This window comes from Methylobacterium sp. C33D (genome assembly GCF_053345825.1).
This window is the reverse complement of record NZ_JBKFAV010000051.1, coordinates 1-20,365: the sequence shown is the minus strand read 5'-3', so window position 1 is coordinate 20,365 and position 20,365 is coordinate 1. Positions and strand designations below refer to the sequence as shown.

The following is a 20,365-nucleotide window of genomic DNA, read 5'->3' as shown; positions in this document are numbered from 1 at the left end:
TCGGGTCTGGATTCGCGTCGGTTATAATACGCGGCGCGGCGAGAAGTGCGATTCGGAAATCCGATGACAGACGGCGAAGCGGGACGACGATCCGCGACCAGCGAGCGCCCCTCCGTGCTGAGCTTGGTACGGTTGCGTGATGACACCGCCAAGCCTCTCTATCGGCAGATCGAGGAGCAGCTGCGGGATTTGATCGTGTCGGGCTCGTTGCCGCCCGGCGTCATCCTGCCGGCCGAGCGCCAGCTGGCCGACAGCCTCGGCGTGAGCCGCGTCACGGTCCAGCGCGCCTATGCTGAACTGCGTCACGACGAGCTCCTCGTCCCGCGCGGGCGTCTCGGCTTCCTCGTTCGACGTCGGCCAGAGCCCGTCCGCCCCGGGATGGATCGTCTCAAGGGTTTCACGGAGGAAATGCGCGAACTGGGCAAGATTCCCTCCTCCCGGATCTTGGAGAGGATCATCACCGAGGATCGCTCGATCGCCTCGATCTTCGGTCTACCCTCCACATCGCCGTTTCTGAGACTGACGCGCGTCCGATTTGGCGACGATGTACCGATGTCTCGCGAAATCGCTTGGTACAACGTCCGGGCTGTCCCGGAACTCGAGCACGGGGATTTGACCGGGTCCGTGTACGGGTTTCTGGCGCAGCACGAGGGGGGGCGCCTCGTGCGATGCGAGCAGACGGTCGAGGCGACACTGCCCACACCGGCAGAATGCGAGATCTTCGATTTCGATACGCCGATCCCGTGCTTGCTGATCAAGCGCCACAGCTACAATCGACGCTCGACAATGATCGAATATGTGGAGGGTCTGTTTCGCGGGGATGCGTACCGATACCGGTTGAGCTTGAGCATCTGAGGTTTCGCGCCGCGAGAGTCCCGGACAGGCGTCAGGGGCCCGGCATCCTCGGCGATCGGCGCCGGCCGCTCGCCGCGTCCGGGCGCGCTGGCGCTCAACGCCGTATCCACTCTTCGGCATCGCGGTCGCCGTCCCCCAGTGCCTCGATCGCAGGGGCGCGCCGGACGACGACTGCGCCCGTCGGCGGGTCCCGGGCTGGCTTCTGCTCCGGGCTAGAGGCGGTCCGGCTCACGATGCCTTCCTCACGCGTCCGGGATCCACGTGCCGTGGAAGCCCTGAGGCACCCGCCGCGGCAGGCGCACCCGTGCCAGGGGCTCGGCCCGCATGTCCGATGCCTCCAGGATCACGAGGTCGCTCGCCCCACGAACCCGGTCGTACACGAAGCCCATCAACCAGCCCTCGCCGGAGCCGCTGGGCACGTGCGCGAACTCGCTCGGGATGCCGCCGGCAAAGACGTGCGTCGTCTCCCGGCCGCGCGCCAGATCGTAGCGCACCACAGCGCCATCGCCGGGCGCGTCCCGGTCCAGCCCGGCGCCGGTCTGCACCGCGTACAGGACCCCGTGCGCCAGCCCCGTGCGCCGCTCGTCGATCCGCGGGAACTCGATCGCGCGGTCGTCCAGGTCCGTCTCCTGCGCCCGGTCCGCCCCCGGACCGATGCGCCAGCGCCGGAGCCGGGCGGCCTCGAACTGCGCGGCGGACGGGCCGCCGCGCCACAATTCAGGGTACCACGCCACATCCAGGACCAGCGTCCCGTCCGCCTCCTCGTAGGCGTTGCCGACGTGGAAGACGTAGCCCGGCGCGACGGCCACCCAGCGCAGGGCCTCGGCGCCGGCGCCGCGCGGCAGCACCCCGAGTCGGGGGGCGTGCGCCTCGCTCCAGGCAAACGGCATCGTGCCGCGCCGCGCGAGATCCAAGTCGAACACCACGGGCAGGTCCATGAACACGACGTGCCCGCGCGTCAGGGCGAAGTCGTGCATCATCACGGGCGCGGGCAGCGGCAGGGGCGCGCTGTGCACCAGCGCGCCCGCGGCGTCGGCGACGTGGTAGGTCAGGTGGGGCGGCATCGGGCTGTAGCCGAAGAAGTGCAGCTCGCCTGTCTCGGGACAGATCTTCGGATGGGCGGTGCACGGCGTCGTCAGGCGTCCGCCGAAATCCTCGTAGCCGAGGGTCTGGAGCTCGGGCCCGATCCGCATCGGCAGCGCGTTCTCGACGAGCGCGAAGATGCGCCCGGCATGGGCCACGACGCTGGTATTGGCGACGCTCCCGCGCAGATCGCGCGGATCGCCGGAGGCGCGGCCCTCGAAGCGCGGCGTGCGCACCCACCGATTGCGATACCATTCGGCACGGCCGTCGCGGAGCGCGACGCCGTGGATCATGCCGTCGCCGAGGAACCAGTGGCCGGCATGACCGTCCCGCGGGTTGGCGCCGTTGCGGGCGTAGAGGCCGGAGAGTTCGGGCGGCACCGCGCCTTCGACCGCGAGGGCGAAGCCGGTGACCTCCTCATGCACGGGCGCGAAGTTGCCGTCGAGCCAGTAGGGTGTCGCCGCGACGTCCGGCATCGACGCCTCCCCTCAATCCGATCATAGCCGCGCCTCCGAATCGCGGCGCGTGCCTGGGCGGCCGTCCGTCGCGCCACCGCGCCGCGAGCCGCCTGCGCCGAGATATGGATCCGGTCCGCCGGTCCGTCGAGAATCGGATCGAGCGGTTCCGGCGGGAGAGGGCCGCGCCCGCCGCCACGCCGCCGACGTGGCCGACACGGCACGGTGCCCGCGCAGCCCCGCCGCGGCGCCCCACGGAACCGGCTGACAGGCTGTTCGAAATCGCAACGCCGTCGCAGGCATCGAACTCGACGGGCCGTTCCATCTGTGGTTGCTGACGCTGCCGGCCTTCGAAACGAGCCGCGGGGGAGGGGACCATGCGGACCGGATGGGTTCTGGCCGGCGCGCTCGGGTGCGCGCTCGGCGCCACGCCGGCCCAGGCGCGCATCACCCAGATCGAGATCGTCACCGTCGAGCCGTTCGCCGACGGCGCGGAATTCGGATCTGCCGGCGCGTACGAGCGGGTCATCGGAACCGCCCGCGGCGAGCTCGATCCGGCGGAGCCGGCCAATGCCGGCATCGTCGACATCGCGCTGGCGCCGCGCAACGCGCGCGGCATGGTCGAGTACAGGACCGACCTGTTCATCCTGCGCCCGAAGGACCCTGCCCGCGGCAGCGGTACGCTGCTGTTCGAGGTGCTGAACCGCGGCCGCAAGTTCCTCTTCAACTGGGTGCTGGACGCGCCGGCCCAAGGGGCCCAGGCCGTCAACGATCCGCGCAGCGCCGTCGACGCCGGCACCGGCCTCGTCCTGCGTCGCGGCGACACGATCGTCTGGTCGGGCTGGGAGGCGGACGCGCTGCGCCAGCAGGGCGGCATGGCCATCGACGTGCCGGTCGCCTCCAGGAACGGCAAGCCGATCGTGGAGACCGTGCGCGACGAACTCGTGAGCGCGACGCGCGGGTCGCCGGAGGCGCCCTTCTATCTCACCTTCAAGGCGGCCAGCCAGGACAAGGCCGGAACGCGGCTGACCGTGCGCCGCCGGGAGACCGACCCGCCTCGGCCGGTTCCGGAGGAGGCGTGGCACTACGCGACGCCGCGGCAACTCGAGCTCCTGCCCAAAGGCACGAAGCCGCTACCGGGCTCGATCTACCAGTTCACCTACCGCGCCACCGAGCCGAAGGTGCTCGGCATCGGCTTCGCCGCGACGCGCGACGTGGTCGCCCACCTGCGCGGCGATGCCGCCGGCGGCGCCAACCCGGCGGGCGGGGCGATCCGGCACGCGGTCGCCCTCGGCATCTCGCAGAGCGGGCGGTACCTGCGCGACTTCATCGCCCAGGGTTTCAATCGCGACGAGGCCGGGCGCCGGGTCTTCGACGGCGTGCTGTCGCACATCGCGGGGATCGGCGGCGTCTTCCTGAACGCGCGCTTCGGCCAACCGTCCCGCACCAACACGCAGCACGAGGACCATCTCTATCCGGAGAATGCCTTCCCGTTCTCCGCGGCGGCTCAGCACGACCCGGTGACGGGACGGACCGGCGCGCTGCTGCGCGGCGACGGCTTCGACCCGTTGCTGATCGAGGTGAACACCGGCACCGAGTACTGGCAGAAGGGGGCCTCGCTGCTGGCGACGGATCCACTGGGCCGCAGCGACATAGCCTTGCCGGACACGACACGCGTCTACTTGGTCTCGAGCGGCTTCCATTACGGGCGCGCCGGGCTGACCTCGAGCAGAGGCCCCTGCGCGAACATGCGCAGCACCCTCAATCCGGCGCCGGCCCTCCGGGCGCTTCTCGTCGCACTCGAGGACTGGGTGACGGTCGGGGCGATTCCGCCCGACAGCCGGATCCCGCGCCTGTCCGACGGCACGCTGGTGAAGCCGGCCGAGGCCGGCTATCCCTTCATCGTCGGTGTGCCGGTCCCGACCGCCCCGAACACGATCGCGCGCTTCAGCACCTACGTCGATCCAAAGCCCGAGAGCGGGCCGCAGTACCGGCCGCTCGTGCCCCGCGTCGACGCGGACGGCAACGACGTGGCCGGTATTCGCCTGCCGGCCGTCGCCGCACCGCGCGCGACCTTCACGGGCTGGAATCTCTACGCCGATCCCTTCCCGGCGGGTGCCCTCTGCGACCGGGAGGGGAGCCAGCTTCCGTTCGCCCGCACCCGGGCCGAGCGGGAGGCCAGCGGGGATCCGCGGCCCTCGTTGGAGGAGCGCTACCCGGATGCGGATGCCTACCTGGCCGCGGTGACCAAGTCCGTCGACGCTCTGGTCCGGGATCGCCTGCTCCTGCGCGAGGACGGCGACCGCCTCGTCCAGGCGGCGCGGCAGGAGGCTGCGCGATAGCCATTCCGGACGCCGCGCGCCGACGGTGTAGACATGCGTCGGGCGGACCGTCTCCCTCAGGGAGCCGTCTCTGACAGTCGACGGTCCTCCAGGGCGGCGTAGACCATGGTGCGGGTCAGCGTGCGATAGTGCTGGCGCTGGTCGGCCGAGGAGGTCTGCATCATCAAGAGCGCGAAGAACCCCTCTACGGGGTCGACCCAGAAGTACGTGCCTCCGACACCGCTCCAGAACCAGTCGCCGACATTGCCGGGGAACGGCGCCTCCCCCGCCGCGAGGCGGACCGCCACGCCCAGCCCGAAGCCGTAGCCCGGCCCCGGCGGATAGTAGGCGGCCTTCGCGATCGCCGCCCCGAGATGATCCGAGGTCATGAGCCGCACACTGGCCGGCGCGAGGACGCGGACGCCGGCGAGACTGCCGCCGGCGAGAAGCATGCGCAGGAAGCGGGCGCAGTCCGCCGTGCTCGATACGAGGCCGCCATTGCCCCTCTGGCCGCGCCGCGGCTGCGCGGGATCGTGGAAGACAGGGCGCTGCCCCGGTGCCTGTGGCAGCGGCTGCGCGACGCGCGATCCCATCGCGGCCGCGATCTGGAACAGGGTGTCGGTCATGCCGAGCGGCTCGAGCACGGTCGCGTCGAGAACCCGCTGCAGATCCGCGCCGCCGGCGATTTCCAGAACGCGGCCGAGGACATCGGTGGCGTGCGAGTAGTGCCACACCGTGCCGGGCTCGTGCTCCAGCGGCAGGCGGGCGATCCGGTCGGCGAAAGCCGCATTGTCGAGATCCTCGGTGAGCAGGCCATCGGCCGCGTAGGCCCGCCGCGCCGGCCCGTCCCCGAGATAGCCGTAGGCGATTCCGGCGGTGTGGCGCAGGAGATCCTGAACGGTGGGGCCGGCCTTGGCGGCCCTCAGGCCACCGTCCGGATCGAGCACCGAGAGGTGCTCGAAGGCGGGGATGAACGCCGCCACGGGCTGATCGAGGCGCAGGGCGCCGCGCTCGGCGAGCACCATGGCCGCGGCGGAGACGACGACTTTGGTCATCGAGTAGATGCGCCACAGCGCGTCGGGGCCGAGGGGCGCGCGCGCGACGGGGTCGCGGTACCCGACGGTGCGTCGCCAGATCGCGCCGTCCGTGCCGCCGATGAGGAGGTCGGCCCCGGCGATCGCGCCGCTGTCGGCATCGGTCGCCAAGCGGTTGCCCAGGCGATCGAGGTGACGGGAGGAGAAGGCTGGCGCAGTCCGCATGGCACCGATGTAGCGCGCGCCGCCGCGCCCGCATCGCTGCGGCCGCGAATGGCCGGACGGTCCCACGACCGTCCCTCCGGGGCCGGCCCTCCTCTACGCGGCGTCGAAGGCGGGGTCACCGTAGGGGTAGTAGTCGCCGAGCCTGAGATTCTCGTAAGGGAGGGCGTCGAGATGCACCGTCCCGAGGAACGGCTCGGGCGGCTCGACGAGCAGGATCGTCCGGGCGTAGACGCCGTCGTCGAACCCCCGGCGGAAATGGACGCGCGACTTGATCGCCACCACGTCGAAGTCTCCGGGCTCGAGACCGAGGCCCCAGAGCTCCGCCGGCTCCATGATCTGAACGAGGTGGGGGCTGAGGACGAGGACGTTGCCGCGGCCGAAGGCCACGCAGATCCAGATGCCGCCGCCTCGGCCGGTCGTCGCGCCGACGACCCCGCACACCGTCCCGGTGACGCGGACCGGCCGACCGGCGGAGGGCTCCACCGCGCCGTCTCCGGGGCCGCCGACCTCCGCGTCGAAGGGATCGCCGACCGTCACGCCGCCGGCCAGCAGCCGGTCCACCACCGTCGGCGCGGCGATCGTGGCGATCAGCGCGCGCTCCAGCCCCTGCGCCAGCACCTCCGCCAGGAGCCAGGTCGCACGGCCCGAACGGTCGCTGTAATCGGCGAGCACCACCGGCGTCTCGCGGGCGCGGACGGCTCGCGCCGCCCGAGCGACGCCGTCCCGCATCGTGAGGATCGCGGCGCGCGACACCAAGGCCGCGCGGTGCCGCCACGTCCAGGATGCCATGTCCCCGGCGACGCGGTCGGCGAGATCCGGATCACCGTTCGTCAGGACCTGAACCGCCATGCCGGCGTCCGGGACGTCCGACCAGGGGAAGCCGAAGAACACGTTGACGAAGACGTCGGGCTCCCGCGCCTCCCAGATGAGCGCGCGCTGCACGAGGTCGGACCAGGGCGCGGCGCCGGTCCACATCACCACCGTCGGCGCGATGATCGGGACGGCGCGGGTCCGGTGCGCCGGCCGGTAGAGGCCGCGGATCGTCCGCACCAGCATCCGCGCGGCGCGCTGACCCTGCAGATGCATGTCGTAGTGCGGGAAGTACTTCACCGCGAAGGCCATGTCGGCGTGGCGGAGGAACTCCGCATCCTCGTTGCCGTGCGGGTCGAAGGTCGCCGCGATCGGGATGCCCGCGCCCACGACCGACCGCACCCGTCGCGCGATCTCGGCCTCGGGGCGCGGCACGCCGCGCACGGCCATGGCCCCGTGCAGGGCCAGGTAGACCCCGTCGACCGGTGCCTCCGCCCGCAGCTCCGCCAGCATCGCGCCGAGGAAGTGCTCGAACGCCTCGCGCGTCACCCAGCCCGAGCCGATGCCGGTGCGCGGCCAGAGCGGCGAGGCGAGGCCGACGAGGTCGATTCCCCCGTATTCCCGGGCGACCTGAACGAAGCCGCCCATGTACCCCTTCGGATCGGTGGCCAGCAGCGCCTCGCCGCGCGCGGGGGAGCCCGGGTAGATGAAGTCCGCCAGGGTCGTGTCGTTCGGCAGGAACGTCACGGTCTCATGGGTGAACTGGAATACGGCGATGCGCATCGGCTTCGGTGTCCTCGGGGCGCTCCCCGCCGGGGAGACGCGGCGGCCGGGCGACGGGGAGCGCGCCCACGCAAGGACCGGGCGCGGTCCTAGGCCGGCCGGACGTCGTAGAATTGCGGGAAGCCGTTGCGCACGCCCGTCAGCCCCCGATAGGCGGTCGCCTCGTAATAGGCGCCGAGCGGGAGGTACGGCACGTCGATGAAGAACTGTCGCTGGATCTCGGTGCAGATCGCCTTCTGCGCCGCGGGATCGGGCGCGGTGAACCACGCGGCGCGCAGTTCCTCGAGACGGGGCGCGCGGGGCCATCCGAACCAGGCCTGATCGCCGTTGCCGCGGATGCCGAGCTGGCCGGCGGGATCGAAGTTGTTGGTGCCGTTCAGGTAGGTGACGAAGGTGCTCCAGCCGCCCTTATCCGGGGGCTGGCGGCTCGACCGGCGCTGCACCAGGGTCCCCCAGTCCATCGCGACGAGGTCCACGGCCAGCCCGCATTTCTGGAAGGCTTCGGCCGCGACGAGGGCCAGGGGATGGGTGGCCGGATAGTCGGTCGGATCGAGCATGACGACGCGCTCGCCGCGGTAGCCGGCCTCCGCCAGGGCGCGCTTGACCGCGGCGAAGTCGCGGGCGCCCACCAGCACGTCGGTGCCCGCGCGCGTCGCCATCGGCGCTTCGGGGCTGAAGACGCCGACATGGTCCTTCCACAGGGCGCGCTCGTCGCCCGCGACCGCGCTCATGAACTCGGTCTGGTCGATGGCGCCGAGCAGCGCCCGGCGGATGGCCGGATTGTCGAAGGGCGGATGCAGGTGGTTGAAGCGCAGGCAGCCGATGCCGCCTGCCGGATCGAGCACCTCCAACCGGATTCCCGATCTGCTCCTGAGCAGACCCTGCAGGTCCGGCGTCGGGTTCTGCCACCAGTCGACCTCGCCGGCCGCCAGCGCGCTCGCGGCGGTGGAGGCGTCGGGCACGATCCGCCACTCGATCCGGTCGAAATGGGCCCGCTTCGGTCCGGCGGTGAAGCTCGCCGCGCCGTCCGGGCGGGGCACGTAGCCGTCGAAGCGCTCGTAGACGGTGAGCGCCCCCGGGACGCGTTCGTCCGCCTTGAAGCGGAACGGGCCGGAGCCGACCATCTCGGTGACCTGCGTGTTCGGGTCGGTCTTCGCCAGGCGCTCCGGCATGATGCAGGGCATCGAGGTGCCGGTCTTGCCCAGAGCCGCGGGCAGCAGCGGGAACGGCCGCTTGAGGCGGAACTGCACGACGCGGTCGGAGGTCGCGGCGAGTTCGTCGGTGGCGTCGATCAGCGCCCGGCCGAAGGCATCGCGGGCGGCGAAGCGGCGCACGCTCGCCACCACGTCGCGCGCCAGCACCGGCTCGCCGTCGTGGAAGCGCAGGCCCTCGCGCAGGGTGAGGCGCCAGAGGCGGCCATCCGCCTCGACCGCGTGACCCTCGACCATCTGCGGCTGGAAGTCGTAGCCCGCGGTCTGGCCGTAGAGAGTGTCGAAGACGAGGTAGCCGTGATTGCGCGTCACGGTGGCCGTCGTCCAGATCGGGTCGATCACCGCGACGTCGCTTTCCGGGATGAAACGCAGGACCTTGGCGGGCTGCGCGACCGCGGGGCGCGCGACCGCGGCGGCGGCCAGGGCGGCGAGGACCTCGCGGCGCCTCATGGACGGGCGCTCGTGCGTGATGCCATCGAAGATCCCTGCGCCCGTCACCCTGATCGCGTCGCATGGTGCCCGCGGACAGGCGGCGAGGCAAATGAGGGCGCCGCGCGCGACACCGCGGGCGGACGCGCCGGAGGGGGCGGTGTCTCGAGCCGCCGCAGGATGGCCGCGTTCGCTGCCCTAGGTGAGGCCCGAGAGACGGCCTGCGCCTCAGGACCGCGAGGAACCCGCCATGATCACGCTCTACACTTGGTCGACCCCGAACGGCCGCAAGATCCCGATCATGTTGGAGGAGTGCGACCTGCCCTACACAGTCGTGACGATGAACATCGGCAAGGGCGAGCAGTTCAAACCCGACTTCCTCAAGGTGTCGCCGAACAACAAGATCCCGGCTATCGTCGACGATGAGGCTGCGGGTGGGCCGCTCTCCGTCTTCGAGAGCGGTGCGATTCTCACGTACCTCGCCGAGAAGACGGGGCGTTTCCTCGCGCCCTCCGGACCCGCGCGCTACAAGGCCCTGGAATGGCTGCACTGGCAGGTCGGCGGACTCGGTCCGATGCTCGGACAGCTCGGTTACTTCGCGGTGCGCGCCGACGAGAAGGCGCCGCTGGCCATCAAGCGCTTCACCGACGAGGCTGACCGGCTGCTGCGGGTGATGAACGCGCGCCTCGGCGAAGGGCCCTATCTCGCGGGCGCGGACTACTCGATCGCCGACATCGCCTGCTATGCCTGGACGCTGCTGGCCACGTCGTTGCTGAAGGAGCCGCTCGAGGACACGCTCGGCACGGTCCCGAACGTGCACGCCTGGCTGGACCGGGTCGGTGAGCGTCCGGCGGTCCAGCGCGGTATGGCGGTGCCGCGGACCTGACGCCAACAGGCGCCCGCGAGCCACGGGGAGCGGGCCGCCGCGGCAGGTCGCCGGGGTGGCTCGCTCAGCGGCCGAACCCGCCGAGACCGGCCCTCCCCGCTGCACGGCCCCGACCTGCCGGCGCGTTGAGCCGCATCCGGAGGCGCATGCCCCGCCCGCCGGACCGCGCGGCCAGCGCGGGAAGCCCGAACCGGGCCCGGGATGACCCGATCTCGGGCGCGATGTCGGCCGATCGGTAGCGACGCGGCAGCGACACACGGCTGCCATCGCCCGCGACGAGGAGATCCGATGGATACGATCACCGAGGCGACCCAAGCACCCGGGCCCCCCTTCTTCATCCCGCCGATGCCGCCCCTCGCGCCCGACCACGTGGGTGCCCTCGGCGTCCTGGCGGGCCTGCGACGCAACGCCTTCTCGGCCTTCCCGCCGCGTTGCCGCGCGCAGGCGGTCCTCGTCCTGCCCATGCTCGGCCGCGACGTCGTCGTCGCCGCCGGCCCGCAGGCGATGCGCGACGTGCTGGCCACGCATCCGGACCTCTATCGGCGGGTCGCGGCCGGCGACCGCATCTTCCGGGCGCTCATCGGCCGCGGCGTGGCGGCCAGCGAGGGGCAGGCTTGGCGCCAGCAGCGGCGGACCCTGGCCCCGGCCTTCACGCCCCGCACGGTCACCCTGCTGGCCCGGCACATGGTCGATTGCGCCGAGGCGGCGTTCGGCCCGTTGGAGGCGTCCCGCGGGCAGCCGGTCGACCTGCTCGCGGTCATGCAGGATCTCAGCCTCGCCGTCGCCTGCACGAGCATGTTCTCCCTGGAGACCGACGCGTTCGGACCGCAACTGCGCGGCCTGCTCCAGTCCTACGCCAGCGGCATCGGCCGGCCGCGCGCCAGCGACTTCATCCTGCCGCGCTGGGTGCCCACACTCACCATGTTCCGCCGCGCGCGCTTCGGCCGACGCTGGCGGGCGCTCATTCGCGCGGTCATCGTCCGGCGCCGCGCCGCCCATCCGTCGGGGGCTCCGCGCGACCTGTTCGACCTCCTGTCCGACGCCTACGGGGACCGGAACGAGGACCTCCTGGTCGACGAGGTGTCGACGATGATCTTCGCCGGGCACGAGACGACGGGCCTGACGCTGTTCTGGGCCTGCTACCTGCTGGCCAACGCGCCCGCATGGCGCCGCGCGATCCGGCAGGAAGCGCGCCGGGTGGATCTGACGCCGGGTGGTGCGGGGACAGCCATCGGCGCGCTGCCGCTCACGCGCGCCGTGGTGGACGAGGCGCTGCGGCTGTACCCGCCGGCCTACATGACGGCCCGCCAAGCCGTGGCCGACCACGACCTGTGCGGCGTGCCGGTCCGGCGCGGAGCCATCGTGCTGATGCCGTTCACCCTGCTGCATACCGACCCGCGCCTGTGGGCCTCGCCCGAGCGCTTCGATCCCGGGCGCTTTCTCGGTCCGGAGAAGCGGGACCGCCACGGCTTCCTGCCGTTCGGCACCGGGCCCCGCGTGTGCATCGGGGCGCAGCTGGCCACGTCGGAGGCGGTGCTGGTCCTGGCGCGGCTGCTGCGGGACAACGACCTCGTCCTCGACGATGGCCCGCCGGTGCTGCCGGTCGGCTCGTTCGCCACCCGCCCGAACCGATCTCCCGGCTTCCGCCTGCTTCCACCGGCGTGAAGGGGCCGCGGCGCGCCGATCGGGACGCGCCGTCCGTCCCGATCGGCGGCCGCCGAAAGCGCCGGGTTTGCGCGGGGCGGGCAGTCAAGCTTAGGACGACGGTGCGGCGGGATCGACGCTGCGGAGCAGAGGAGGCTGGATTGAAGGAGCCCGAACAGGGCAGCGCCGAGGCGGTCTACGTCTCGGCCTTGGTCGGCGAGATGATGCAGCGCGTGCTCACTCACGCCCTCACGGATCTCGCGAGGATGAAGGGGGCAGCCTACCTCGACATGTTCGTGGAACGCGAACTCAGCCGCTACACGGACCTGTACCGCGAGCGGCCGGACGATACGCCCGAGACCACAAGCATGCTGCGTGCCTGGTTCGGGCTGGAGGGCAGCGCCGCGCTGCGCGCCGTGGTCGAACGTGCGAGCGCCGAAGCGCGGCGCGATTGAGGGCTGCGGCGCGTCGGGTCCGGCCGCCGACGACGGCCGCCGCGGCGCGTGAGGACACGGTCCGTCCCGGCCGAGCGCGATCCGCCGCGCGCTCGGAAGCCCTGTCCCGGGATGGAAGATTTGCCCGGAGCGCGGGCTGTTCCGGATGCTGGACTCCGCCCCGGCGTCGGAGCGGTCGTCGCGTCGTACCGGGCAACTTCAGGCGGTCTGCGGGTGCGCCGGACCGGGGAGCCGACGCGGGACAACATCGACGTCGGCCCTATTGTGGTGTTATCAATACATCATGGTGGCTCAAGACCGTGATTCAAGCCACCGATAGTGTTTATTGTTGGGAGCACACGCTCCGACTGCCGCCGTACTGGCCGTTGCGCACATCGGGATGGCGAAGGTTGCATCGAAGCGCGATCGGGCTGCGAGGGGCAAGGGGACGCACTGCTCGCTCGAACGACTGCGCCGTCTCTCGAGGGCCGCTGGTCCTGCGTCCAGCGCCGCCGGCGGCATTGGGCACGGAGCGCGCCCGCGCCGCGGAAAAAGTCACGATGGCCGGCCACCAGATCCAGTCACGGCGATCTCAACGGTCAGGATGTCCTGACAGCGGAGGCAGACATGAGGAGACGGCAGTTCTTGTCGTACCTGTCCGGTGCCGCCTTATGTCCGCAGCCGATATTGGCTCACGATGGGAATAAGCGGTTCCGTGTTGCGCTGATCACGGCCGGCAGCGTCATGCTCACGCTGAACGATGTCCGCGAAGACCTCGCCGCAAGGGGCTGGATCGAGGGAAAGAACATCGCGTTCGACTATGGCTACGGCAACGACGATGCCGCTCGGCTCGATCAGATTGTCGCCGACGTGGTCGCGCGGAGAGTCGATGTCATCGTCGCATGGGGGACGCTCGCGCCGCTCGCGGCGAAGCGTGGAACGAGCTCGATTCCGATCGTGATGGCGGGGGCCGGCGATGCTGTGGGAAGCGGCCTCGTCTCCAATCTGGCTCGGCCGCCCGAGAACGTGACCGGCTACAGCTTCGTGCCTCCCGAGATGTCGGAGAAGAGACTGCAGCTCATCGTGGGCTCCAAGCCCGGCATCAAGCGCGTCGCGATCGTATGGAATCGGAACAATCCGCACTCCGCCGGCGTGTTTTCCGAGATCGAGAAGATTTCCGTTCGCTATCGCGTCGCAGCCGTCTCCGCTCCGGTGGCCGGGCGTCTCGACGGTGAGGCCGTGTTCGAGAACCTCGTGACCGCGCGCTGCGATGCGATCATGATTGTCGAGGATCCGTTGACGAACAGTTTGCTGGCGGAAATCGCGCAGCGCGCCATCGAGAGCAAATTGCCATCCTTGGGGGAGAGGCGGGCCTATGCCGTGGCCGGCGGCCTGATCTCGTACGGACCCGACCTGGACGACAGTGCCCGTTGGGTCGCCGCGTATGTCGACCGGATCCTGAGAGGAGAGACGCCGGCCGATCTGCCTGTGCAGCAGCCCACGAAATTCGTGCTGGTGATCAACGGCAGGACGGCCAAGGCGATCGATGTGAATCTGCCGTTCGATCTGCTCGCGCGAGCGGAAGAGATCCTTGACTGAGCATCCTGGACGCGTCCGACGCGGCGTGATCGGTGGCGAACATCCGTTGCAGGTTGCCTCGCGCCGACGCGGCCCGCCATGGTTCACCGCGGCCGCCCGGTCGCACCGTCTCTCCGAGACGGTGCGAGGTGTCAGTCTCGCGACCGCGTCGGAGAAGGCGCGGCCGGGGGCTGCACAGGCCAGGGACAGTGCGACGTCTTCGCGGCGCGCCACCCGACGGGCCCTCTGTTTCCGAGCGGTCGCCGTGTCGGCAGAGCCGACCAGATGAGCGTCAGCACGGGCTGGATGCTGGCAGTCAGCCCGGCGGTCGCGCCGGTGGGCACCCAGCACGCCCGTGAGGCTGCCGGACCAGGGCGCGCGTTCGAGGATCGTGCCGCTGCCGCTCTCGCGGTGGCGGACGCGGATCTTCGATCACGATCGTCGGGCAGACGATCAGCCGTGTGCGGCGGCGGGGCCGCGATCCGTTCTCGAGGGCGGCAGGCATGATCACAGGACGGCACCTCCTCGCGGCACGGCTCTCTCTGCGCTGGGGGCCTTCGGAGTTGGCCAAGCGCGCCAAGGTGCCGCTGGGCGTCGTGACGCGGGCCGAGAGCAGTCCCGGAGAACCGGCCATCACGATCGCTCAACGGAACGCCCTGGTGCAGGTCCTGCGTTCCGCCGGCGCCAGCTTTCCGGCGGCCGTCCCTGCACCGGACCCGCCTGACAATCAGTCGTGAGCCTGATCCCCGGTGGCCTCGCGCGCGCTCGCGATCCCGGTACGCGCCTGCTCGAACGCGGCCGTCTCTCGCTCCAGCAGACCCAGTTCCCTCAGAAAGGCCGGGACCGGTTCCAGGAAGACGCCGAGGCGGATCACCCCCGAATCCGGATCGGGCTTCACATAGTTGCGCGTTTCGTAAAGCCCGGAGCCGCCACCCGCCAACTGGTTCAACAACGCGCACCGGCGCACCCACGAGATGAGGCCCCGAGCATAGGCGTCTTCGACCAGCTTGAATGCGCCGATGACGGCGTCCTCGTAGTCGGGATCCGTCTGCATCACGACTCTGCGGGGCGTTTCCTGCATGATTGTCCTGGGCTCTCCTGGACCCTGGCCATCCGGCGCACGCTGACCATGCGGCCGGCCGTCGAAGCTGACCCGGACTCGGGCAAGTCATGCGCAGGCGCAGAGCCCGCGGCAGCCCTGCTGTCGCCATCATTTGTGATGCCCGGTGCTCGACCGAAGGACGTATCGGCCCGTCGCGGGCCGCCCTGCTTGCGGCCGGAGCCCTGAGGCCACATAGCTGTGCCATGTCACCCGATGTGCCGCATCCCTACACGATCACCGTCGAGCCCCTGAAGCGGCCGGAGGGGCAGTTCGGTTGGGCGCTCCGCAGGAGCGGCAAGCTGATCGAGCGCTCGGATCGGCCCTTCCTGACCGAGCAGAAGGCCTTCGAGAACGCGTTGCGGGCGATCGAGATCGATCTGAAGCCGAAGAGCGGCTTTCGCTGAGCGCGGTAGGGGCCGGGACGGCGGCGGCGATCACGAAGCGCCGGCAACGCCGCTGACGCGGGTGTTCCGGGACACGCCGAGCCCGAGAGCTCGAGCATACATCAGGGTCACACCGCGATGACAGTCGCGAACCTGATGGAGACGACGATGACCTGGACGAACCGTATCACCATAGCTGCGACCCTCATCGGCGGTGCAATCGCGCTGGTGATTTACGCGCAGGCTCTGAGCTTGCCGACGCATTTTGCATGAGCCCGTCTGCCGGAGGAGCGCCCCACACCGCTCCTCCGGCACCGCGCCCGTCACACCGCGCCGCAAGGAGGCAGATCGAGCCCGGTGTCGGCGTCGGAAAAATCGAGATCCCTCTCCGTATCAGTATGTTAGGATAGCGAACGTAATTTCTGGACCATCGCATGCCCCTCTTCCGGTTCCTGATGACAGAAGGAGGGGCCCAGGCCGAACTCGCGGATGCTGAGCTCACGAGCTTGGACGACGCGAAGGCGCATGCCGTCGAACTGGTCGCGCAGCATCTGAGCGTCGCGAGCCGGTCCTTTTGGCAGGACAGCGATTGGCGGCTCGATGTGATGGATGACCGCGGCCTCGTTCTCGCGTCGCTGACGATCGTCGGGTTCGATACCCTCGCGAGCGGTCGCCTCTAGGGCCAGGGCGACCCGCGATCGTTGCACCGTGCAGAGCCGCACCGGTTGCGCGCGTGGGGACAAAGGTCCTCGCGCGATGCAGAGCTGTGCCCTGGCCGGCGTGACGGCGCCGGATCGCGACGAAGACCCTGGTACGGCGCGCGGCGTCGCCGCCTGTGACGTCGGCATCCCATCGATGGCCGTCGACCAAGTGCCACCCTTACTGCCGGTGCGGGCAGCCGCGTCCCGCTTCCGGCGACCGTCAAGGAACATGGGCCGGCTCCGCGACGGCGCGGCAGGCTCGTCGGCCCCGCCCGACGCTCCGTGAGAGCCGGCGCGATCGCGTTCGCGGCACGCCCGCGCCCGTCACATCATGTCACACCCGGTCCACCGAACGCCCGGACAGATCATCGCATCGTTCCCCGGGCACGCCTCTAAACGGGCCGTTAACCAAGATCAGTGATTTGCCGGACTATCGGTAGCTTCGCGCGGGCCGGATTCACCGCCGCGCAAGGATGGCACATCATGCGGCTGATCGTCGGCACCCTGATCGTCTTCGCCTGCGTCTTCGGCAGCTACGCGGCGATGGGTGGCCACCTGGTCGTCCTCTGGCAGCCGTTCGAGTTCGTCATCATCCTCGGCGCAGCGATCGGCGCCTTCGTCATCGGCAACACCGGGCCGGTGCTCAAGGCCGTGCCGGCCATGCTGGGTACACTCGTGAAGGGCCCCAAATATACGCAGAATTCCTATGTCGAACTGCTGGGGATGCAGTTCTCATTGTTCAAGCTCGCGAAGCAGAAGGGCGCGATGGCGCTCGAGCCGCACATCGAAAATCCCAGCGAGTCCGCGCTGTTCAACGCCTTCCCGACCTTCGCGGCGAACCACCACGCGGTCGAGTTCGTCTGCGATTACATGCGGATGGTGACGCTGGGCGCCAACAACGTCCACGAGATCGACGCCCTCATGGATGAGGAGCTGGAGACGCACCACCAGGAGCAGGAGCGTGTCGTCTCGGCCATGCAGTCGCTCGCCGACGGAACACCGGCGCTCGGCATCGTCGCGGCCGTGCTCGGCGTGATCAAGACGATGGGGGCGATCAAGGAGCCGCCGGAGGTGCTGGGCCATCTGATCGGCGGCGCGCTCGTGGGCACCTTCTTCGGCGTCTTCGTCGCCTACGGCTTCTTCGGACCCATGGCGCAGTCGCTCAAGAGCCTCTTCGAGGCTGAATCCAAATACTATCTCTCGCTCAAGGCGGGGCTCCTCGCCCATATCGGCGGCCAGCCGCCGGTGATGGCGGTGGAGTTTGCCCGCAAGTCCCTGATGAGCGACGTCCGCCCGACCTTCAACGAAGTGGAAGCGGCGACCGCCGCTCTGCCCGCCCAGACCTGACCCGATATTCAGCAGGCACGCGATGGCCACGATCATCATCAAGAAGGTCAAGAAGGCCGCCCACGCCCACCACGGCGGGGCCTGGAAGATCGCCTACGCGGATTTCGTGACCGCCATGATGGCGTTCTTCCTGCTGATGTGGCTGATCAGCATGACCACGCAGGAGCAGAAGATCGGCTTGGCGGAATACTTCTCGCCCGCCGCGTTGAGCCCCGCGACCAGCGGTGCCGGCGGCATCCTGTACGGCACCGCCCTGGATACGTCAGGCAACAAGCCGTCCACGCCCCGCGACGCGGAGCGGGGCTCGGCCGAGCGGGAGGTCACGGAGCGCCCGACCAGTCCGGGCCGCGTCAGCGATGTCGATGCCAGCCGCCCGGTCGCCAACGTGGAGGCCAACTACAGCGCCATAGCCAGCCTCCGGCAGGCGCTCCAGACGATGCCCGACATCGCCGAGCTGTCGAAGAACATCGTGATCGAGCAGACCAAGGAGGGCGTGAACGTCTCCCTCGTGGACCAGGACGGCCGCGCCATGTTCCGCGAGGGCTCTGTCGAACCCTACGAGCGCACCCGTCGCGTGCTGGAGGCCCTCGCGCCCGCCCTGCGCCGGATGCCCAACCGCCTGTCGATCACCGGCTACACGGCCGTCGCGCGCCCGGGCTCGGCGCGGGCCGGCGAACCCTGGAGTCTCTCCGCCGGGCGCGCCCTCTCCGTGCGCGAGATCCTGTCGGGTGCAGGGGTTCCCAACGACAACTTCTCGTCCGTATCGGGACGCGGCGACACGGAGCCGGTCTTCCCCGACAATCCCTACCTCGCGCCGAACCGCCGGGTGACGATCACGCTGCTCAACGCGAGCCCGCCGGTACCCCCGAATCTCCTGCGCTGACGCCAGGGCGTCTCGCCGTCTCAGGGCGGCAACGCGCGCGGCGCCGACGATACCGCCTCGGATGCCGGGCGGTCAGACGTCGCTCGTCACCGGGTGGCGCAGGATGGGTCGGAGGCTCCGCGGGGGACCGCGCGCGCGTCCAAGCCGCCGTGCCAGCGCCTGACGTAGAGGCGGAGGAACTCGGTGACCGCGCGGTCCGCGTAGGCGTGCGGTTCCTCGCCGGCCGTGGGCGGGACCAGGTCGGTCGGCGAGCGGCCGAGCAGGACGGCGGCGAGTTCGCGCCCGCGAAGGCCGGCCACCCTCGCCTCGTCGATGGCTCGCCGGTCGAGGCCGCGTCGGCCTGTATCGCCGTCTGTATCGCCGTCGCCGGCATCCGTCAGAAGCATGGCGTCGGACCGTTCGGGGCGCGGTCCGGGTGGCACCCGAGCCTGAGGCGGCACGGGCCGGAGGCGAACCCGGGGTGACGCATGCCCCCGGTCTCGCGGCCGCCCCGAACGCCGATCGGACGGCGTGCCCGGCACGACCTCGCACTCGAGTTCGGATACCCTGGGAGACCCGCGCATCCGTCGCGCGCGATTCGGGCGGGCCCGGGTCGGACCCGCAGGGAGGCGACCGGTGTCGGACGGTTCCCCACGACTCCCGGGCCGGCCGTCAAGCCGCACGTCCCTCGACGACGACGGTGTCGACGATCTCGGTGTCCTCGTAGACCCACTTGGTCAGGGCGCCCGCGACCGGCGCGCCGGCGACAGGGGTGAGCCAGCACAGCCACAACGGGGCCATGTCCTCGCCGCCGGCGAACTGCGCGACGCCGGTCGAGCGCGCGGGGTTCACCGCGGTGATGGTCACCAGGATCGGCGCTGGGTGGATCAGCACGAGGACGAAGCCGATGGGGATGCCGCGCGCAGGAGCGTCGCGAGGCGCGCATGGTCGCTCATCGTGCCGTCTCCGAGGGCGGATGGGAGTGTGCGGAGGCGTCGAGGAGCGGCGCGGGGCCGGGCACCGCGGAGCTGGGCCGCCCGTCCGGCGTGGAGCCCCGCGCGTAGAGAAGGGCCACGGCGTGCCAGAACGCCTCCCGTTCCGCGGGGGCGCGCTCCGCCAGAAGCGCGTCGATCCCCGCGCGCATCGCGGCGGCGATCAGGTCCGGGTCGTCGTCGGCGTCCGTCGCCGGCCGCGCCGGATCGTCCACCGGGGGCATCGCTCAAGCCTCCCCGAGTTCGACGGCGAGCCTGTCCCGGGCGCGGCTGACGCGGCTCTTCACCGTGCCGGGCGGGCAGCCGATCCGCGCCGCGGCGGCCTCGTAGGTCAGGTCCTCGAGGGCGACGAGCAGCAGCGCCTCGCGTTGGGCGGGTTCGAGACGAGCGAGCGCCTCCTGCAGGTCCTGGACATCGAGGCGATGCTCCTGGTCGGCGAGGCTCGCCAGCCCCGCGGCGTGGGCGCCGTCAGGATCAGGAACCTCCCGGCGGTACTTCATCCGCCCGTTGAGATGGCCGTTGCGCAGGATCGTGAAGAGCCATGCCTTGAGGCCGGTCCCCGGGCGGTAGCTGGTACGGTGCTCCCAAGCCTTGAGCAGGGTGAACTGCACGAGATCCTCGCTCTCGGTCGCGTCGCGGGTCAGCGACAGCGCGTACCGGCGCAGGTCCGGCAGCACTCCGACGAGATCGGACGTGAAACTGCGCTCGGCGCGCGTCTCGGCGGCCTCCAGGGCCTGCGAGAGTCGGCGGAGGACGCGGCCCAGGGGCGACATCGCGTCCACCGATGCGATCTCTGGGTCGATATCACGTAGATCTCGCCCGAGGCCCGATCCCGCGCGCGAGATCACGGCCCCGTGGGTGTCCGGCGATCGCAAGTGTTCGGCGGCGTGCGGCACGGGGATAGGCTCACCATCATCTTGAGGGAAGGCCCGGGGACCGATGGCGGTCCGGCGAGCTCAGTGAGCATCAATCTTTGGTCGCAGCGCCCCGCGTCAATGATACGTGCGTACTGGGATCCTAACATAAATTTTGGAACCAGCTTGCGCACAATCGGTTCTTGCGTGGCTGCCGGCCCGGCGGCGACGATGGGAAAGGACGATGCGAGCCGTGACGGCGGGCGTCGACAGGCACGAACTCCGGCAGATCATCGCCGGGTTGAGCGAGGGCGTGATCCTGGTCGAGCCCGACCAGACCATCGCGTACGCCAACGAGGCCGCGCTCGCCATGCAC

19 protein-coding genes are annotated in these 20,365 nt (G+C 70.6%); 10 read left to right on the top strand and 9 right to left on the bottom strand.

Going from position 1 to position 20,365, the window contains the following annotated elements:
* Positions 1 to 63: 63 nt before the first annotated feature.
* Complete coding sequence (locus ACLBXO_RS28160; protein WP_447687473.1) at positions 64 to 855, top strand: GntR family transcriptional regulator; 792 nt, start codon at positions 64 to 66, stop codon at positions 853 to 855.
* A 242-nt stretch (positions 856 to 1,097) separates the two neighbouring features.
* Here the strand turns inward: ACLBXO_RS28160 and ACLBXO_RS28155 are convergent, their stop codons facing one another.
* Positions 1,098 to 2,414, bottom strand: coding sequence for a carotenoid oxygenase family protein (locus ACLBXO_RS28155; protein ID WP_447687472.1), 1,317 nt, complete (start codon positions 2,412 to 2,414; stop codon positions 1,098 to 1,100).
* A 356-nt stretch (positions 2,415 to 2,770) separates the two neighbouring features.
* Between ACLBXO_RS28155 and ACLBXO_RS28150 the strand changes: the two genes are divergently transcribed.
* Positions 2,771 to 4,735 carry an alpha/beta hydrolase domain-containing protein gene (locus tag ACLBXO_RS28150; RefSeq protein WP_447687471.1) on the top strand — a complete coding sequence of 655 codons (1,965 nt, stop codon included), beginning with the start codon at positions 2,771 to 2,773 and terminating at the stop codon, positions 4,733 to 4,735.
* A 56-nt stretch (positions 4,736 to 4,791) separates the two neighbouring features.
* Here the strand turns inward: ACLBXO_RS28150 and ACLBXO_RS28145 are convergent, their stop codons facing one another.
* From ACLBXO_RS28145 to ACLBXO_RS28135, 3 genes are all read right to left on the bottom strand, one after another.
* A complete protein-coding gene (locus ACLBXO_RS28145) occupies positions 4,792 to 5,919 on the bottom strand; it encodes a serine hydrolase domain-containing protein (RefSeq protein WP_447687470.1) in 1,128 nt (375 codons plus the stop codon).
* Between the two features lie 147 nt (positions 5,920 to 6,066).
* Positions 6,067 to 7,566: a M81 family metallopeptidase gene (locus ACLBXO_RS28140; protein WP_447687469.1), complete on the bottom strand. Its 1,500-nt coding sequence runs from the start codon at positions 7,564 to 7,566 to the stop codon at positions 6,067 to 6,069.
* Between the two features lie 89 nt (positions 7,567 to 7,655).
* Positions 7,656 to 9,227: an ABC transporter substrate-binding protein gene (locus ACLBXO_RS28135; RefSeq protein WP_447687468.1), complete on the bottom strand. Its 1,572-nt coding sequence runs from the start codon at positions 9,225 to 9,227 to the stop codon at positions 7,656 to 7,658.
* Positions 9,228 to 9,456: 229 nt separating this feature from the next.
* Here ACLBXO_RS28135 and ACLBXO_RS28130 point away from each other — a divergent pair, with 229 nt between their 5' ends.
* From ACLBXO_RS28130 to ACLBXO_RS28115, 4 genes are all read left to right on the top strand, one after another.
* On the top strand, positions 9,457 to 10,092 hold the full coding sequence (locus tag ACLBXO_RS28130; RefSeq protein ID WP_447687467.1) for a glutathione S-transferase family protein: 636 nt from the start codon (positions 9,457 to 9,459) through the stop codon (positions 10,090 to 10,092).
* A gap of 288 nt (positions 10,093 to 10,380) precedes the next feature.
* The gene (locus ACLBXO_RS28125; protein WP_447687466.1) at positions 10,381 to 11,757 is read left to right on the top strand and encodes a cytochrome P450; all 1,377 of its coding nucleotides are present in this window, start codon (positions 10,381 to 10,383) and stop codon (positions 11,755 to 11,757) included.
* A gap of 140 nt (positions 11,758 to 11,897) precedes the next feature.
* Entirely contained in the window at positions 11,898 to 12,191 is a 294-nt protein-coding gene (locus tag ACLBXO_RS28120) for a hypothetical protein (RefSeq protein WP_331314502.1), read from the top strand.
* A 624-nt stretch (positions 12,192 to 12,815) separates the two neighbouring features.
* Complete coding sequence (locus ACLBXO_RS28115) at positions 12,816 to 13,769, top strand: ABC transporter substrate-binding protein (protein ID WP_447687465.1); 954 nt, start codon at positions 12,816 to 12,818, stop codon at positions 13,767 to 13,769.
* Positions 13,770 to 14,475: 706 nt separating this feature from the next.
* On the opposite strand, the gene ACLBXO_RS28110 is transcribed toward ACLBXO_RS28115, so the two are convergent.
* On the bottom strand, positions 14,476 to 14,829 hold the full coding sequence (locus ACLBXO_RS28110) for a hypothetical protein (protein ID WP_447687464.1): 354 nt from the start codon (positions 14,827 to 14,829) through the stop codon (positions 14,476 to 14,478).
* Positions 14,830 to 15,053: 224 nt separating this feature from the next.
* Here ACLBXO_RS28110 and ACLBXO_RS28105 point away from each other — a divergent pair, with 224 nt between their 5' ends.
* The 4 genes from ACLBXO_RS28105 to ACLBXO_RS28090 all read left to right on the top strand — a co-directional run bounded on the left by ACLBXO_RS28105 (position 15,054) and on the right by ACLBXO_RS28090 (position 18,164).
* The gene (locus ACLBXO_RS28105; RefSeq protein ID WP_331314508.1) at positions 15,054 to 15,254 is read left to right on the top strand and encodes a hypothetical protein; all 201 of its coding nucleotides are present in this window, start codon (positions 15,054 to 15,056) and stop codon (positions 15,252 to 15,254) included.
* A gap of 413 nt (positions 15,255 to 15,667) precedes the next feature.
* Positions 15,668 to 15,913, top strand: coding sequence for a DUF6894 family protein (locus ACLBXO_RS28100; RefSeq protein WP_331314509.1), 246 nt, complete (start codon positions 15,668 to 15,670; stop codon positions 15,911 to 15,913).
* Positions 15,914 to 16,417: 504 nt separating this feature from the next.
* Complete coding sequence (gene motA / locus ACLBXO_RS28095) at positions 16,418 to 17,281, top strand: flagellar motor stator protein MotA (protein ID WP_331314511.1); 864 nt, start codon at positions 16,418 to 16,420, stop codon at positions 17,279 to 17,281.
* Between the two features lie 22 nt (positions 17,282 to 17,303).
* A complete protein-coding gene (locus ACLBXO_RS28090; protein ID WP_331314512.1) occupies positions 17,304 to 18,164 on the top strand; it encodes a flagellar motor protein MotB in 861 nt (286 codons plus the stop codon).
* Between the two features lie 86 nt (positions 18,165 to 18,250).
* On the opposite strand, the gene ACLBXO_RS28085 is transcribed toward ACLBXO_RS28090, so the two are convergent.
* From ACLBXO_RS28085 to ACLBXO_RS28070, 4 genes are all read right to left on the bottom strand, one after another.
* A complete protein-coding gene (locus ACLBXO_RS28085; RefSeq protein WP_447687463.1) occupies positions 18,251 to 18,463 on the bottom strand; it encodes a hypothetical protein in 213 nt (70 codons plus the stop codon).
* 352 nt (positions 18,464 to 18,815) lie between these two features.
* Positions 18,816 to 19,052 (bottom strand): hypothetical protein, encoded by a 237-nt coding sequence (locus ACLBXO_RS28080; protein ID WP_447687485.1) that lies wholly within the window; start codon positions 19,050 to 19,052, stop codon positions 18,816 to 18,818.
* 43 nt (positions 19,053 to 19,095) lie between these two features.
* Positions 19,096 to 19,359, bottom strand: a complete 264-nt coding sequence (locus ACLBXO_RS28075) for a hypothetical protein (RefSeq protein WP_447687462.1) — start codon at positions 19,357 to 19,359, stop codon at positions 19,096 to 19,098.
* A 3-nt stretch (positions 19,360 to 19,362) separates the two neighbouring features.
* Positions 19,363 to 19,908, bottom strand: a complete 546-nt coding sequence (locus ACLBXO_RS28070; RefSeq protein ID WP_447687484.1) for a sigma-70 family RNA polymerase sigma factor — start codon at positions 19,906 to 19,908, stop codon at positions 19,363 to 19,365.
* Between the last annotated feature and the right edge of the window lie 457 nt (positions 19,909 to 20,365).